This is a genomic window from Streptomyces sp. NH27, assembly GCF_056859195.1.
In genome coordinates, this window is the sequence record NZ_JACEGK010000903.1 from 1 (window position 1) to 1,537 (window position 1,537).

General features: G+C 69.6%; 4 protein-coding genes. All 4 read left to right on the forward strand.

Annotated elements, in window-relative coordinates; genetic code table 11:
• Positions 1-327: roadblock/LC7 domain-containing protein (locus tag AC13HU_RS36920; protein ID WP_483046370.1), on the forward strand; the 327-nt coding region annotated here is incomplete at its 5' end.
• 86 nt (positions 328-413) lie between these two features.
• Positions 414-566 carry a hypothetical protein gene (locus AC13HU_RS36925; RefSeq protein ID WP_483046371.1) on the forward strand — a complete coding sequence of 51 codons (153 nt, stop codon included), beginning with the start codon at positions 414-416 and terminating at the stop codon, positions 564-566.
• On the forward strand, positions 553-963 hold the full coding sequence (locus tag AC13HU_RS36930) for a DUF742 domain-containing protein (RefSeq protein ID WP_483046372.1): 411 nt from the start codon (positions 553-555) through the stop codon (positions 961-963). The genes AC13HU_RS36925 and AC13HU_RS36930 overlap by 14 nt, the downstream gene beginning before the upstream one ends.
• Positions 911-1,528 (forward strand): GTP-binding protein, encoded by a 618-nt coding sequence (locus AC13HU_RS36935; RefSeq protein ID WP_483046373.1) that lies wholly within the window; start codon positions 911-913, stop codon positions 1,526-1,528. Before AC13HU_RS36930 ends, AC13HU_RS36935 begins: the two co-directional genes overlap by 53 nt.
• Positions 1,529-1,537: the final 9 nt, after the last annotated feature.

Below are 1,537 nucleotides of genomic sequence, written 5' to 3' on the forward strand. Positions count from 1 at the left end.
CTGATCGCCGTGTCGCAGCTCCGCGACCCGGCGGACTCCGAACGTCTCGCCGCGATCGTCTCGGGCATGACCAGCCTCGCCGCGGGCGCCGCCGGCAACTACGGCCTGGGCCCGCTGAACAAGGTGATCATCGACCTCGCGGAGGGCCACATCCTGGTCTCGGCGATCGGCAGCGGCGCCGTCCTGGGCGTGGTCACCTCCAAGGAGGCGAAGCTCGGGAACATCGCCTACGAGATGACGGTGTTCGCGAACCGGGCCGGCGCGGCGCTCAACCCGGAGCTGGTACTGGAGTTGAAGAACACGGTCGGTTCGCCGTCGGCCCGTTGACGTACCGGCAGTTGACGTGTCGGCTGCCGAGGTACGGGGCGTCCGCGTACCGGCAGTTGGCCAATGGGCCTGTGACGTATGGGAAGTTGACGCACGAGCTTTTCTCGTACGGGCAGTTGACGTACGGGCAGTTGGCGTACGAACTGGTCACGTACGAGTGGCCGGACGTGCCGGCCACCGCTGACAACACACCGCTGACGGCTCACCGCGAGGAGGTGAAGGACCATGGGCGCCGGTGACGAACCGGTCGACCGGGCGCCCGCCGTACGGCCGTTCCTGGTGACCGCGGGCCGGGTGGCCGGGGCGGGCGCCGGCTCGGACGTGCCGCCGATGCCGGTCGAGACCCAACTCGTGGCGACCGCCGCCGGGTTGGAGCGGCTGGACCTGATGTCGTTCGAGCGGCACGACATCGTGGCCGCCTGCCGCCGGCCGCAGTCGGTGGCCGAGATCGCGGCCACGCTGCGGCTGCACCTCAACGTGGTCCGGGTACTTGCCGAGGACCTTTCGGCGGGCGGCCACCTCTCGGTGTACGTTCCGAGCGCCGACATCGCCCGCGACGTTTCTGTACTGCGAAGGGTTATCGATGGTCTCCGCACCATCCCCGACTCCGGGGGGACACTCCGTGACACCGACTGAGGCGCCCGGTCGCGCCGCGCCCCCGCTGCCGGTGAAGATGGTGGTCGCCGGCGGGTTCGGGGTCGGCAAGACCACCGCGGTCGGGTCGATCTCGGAGATCCGTCCGCTCACCACCGAGGCCGCCATCACCGAAGTGGCCGCGGGTGTGGACGATCTCACCCACACCCCGCACAAGACCACGACCACCGTGGCGATGGACTTCGGCTGCATCACCATCGACGCCGGCCTGAAGCTCTACCTCTTCGGCACCCCGGGCCAGGAGCGGTTCGGTTTCATGTGGGACGACCTCGTGCAGGGCGCCCTCGGCGGCCTCGTCATCGTGGACACCCGCCGCCTCGACGACTGCTACGCCGCGGTCGACTACTTCGAGCACCGGCGGATACCGTTTGCGGTCGCCGTCAACGCTTTCGACGGGAAGGTCGAGCACACGACCGACGAGGTGCGGTGGGCGCTGGACGTGGCGGAGAACGTTCCCGTCATCACGTTCGACGCGCGGGAGCGGGGGTCGGTGCGGGATGCGCTGCTGGTCGTACTGGATGTGGCGCTGACCCGAGCGGAGGGGTGAGCGGAGGGG

What these genes read in the sequence shown, in the direction of transcription:
- AC13HU_RS36930 (WP_483046372.1), top strand. Translation starts at nt 553, where the DNA reads ATGGGCGCCGGTGACGAACCGGTCGACCGGGCGCCCGCCGTACGGCCG.
- AC13HU_RS36935 (WP_483046373.1), top strand. Translation starts at nt 911, where the DNA reads ATGGTCTCCGCACCATCCCCGACTCCGGGGGGACACTCCGTGACACCG.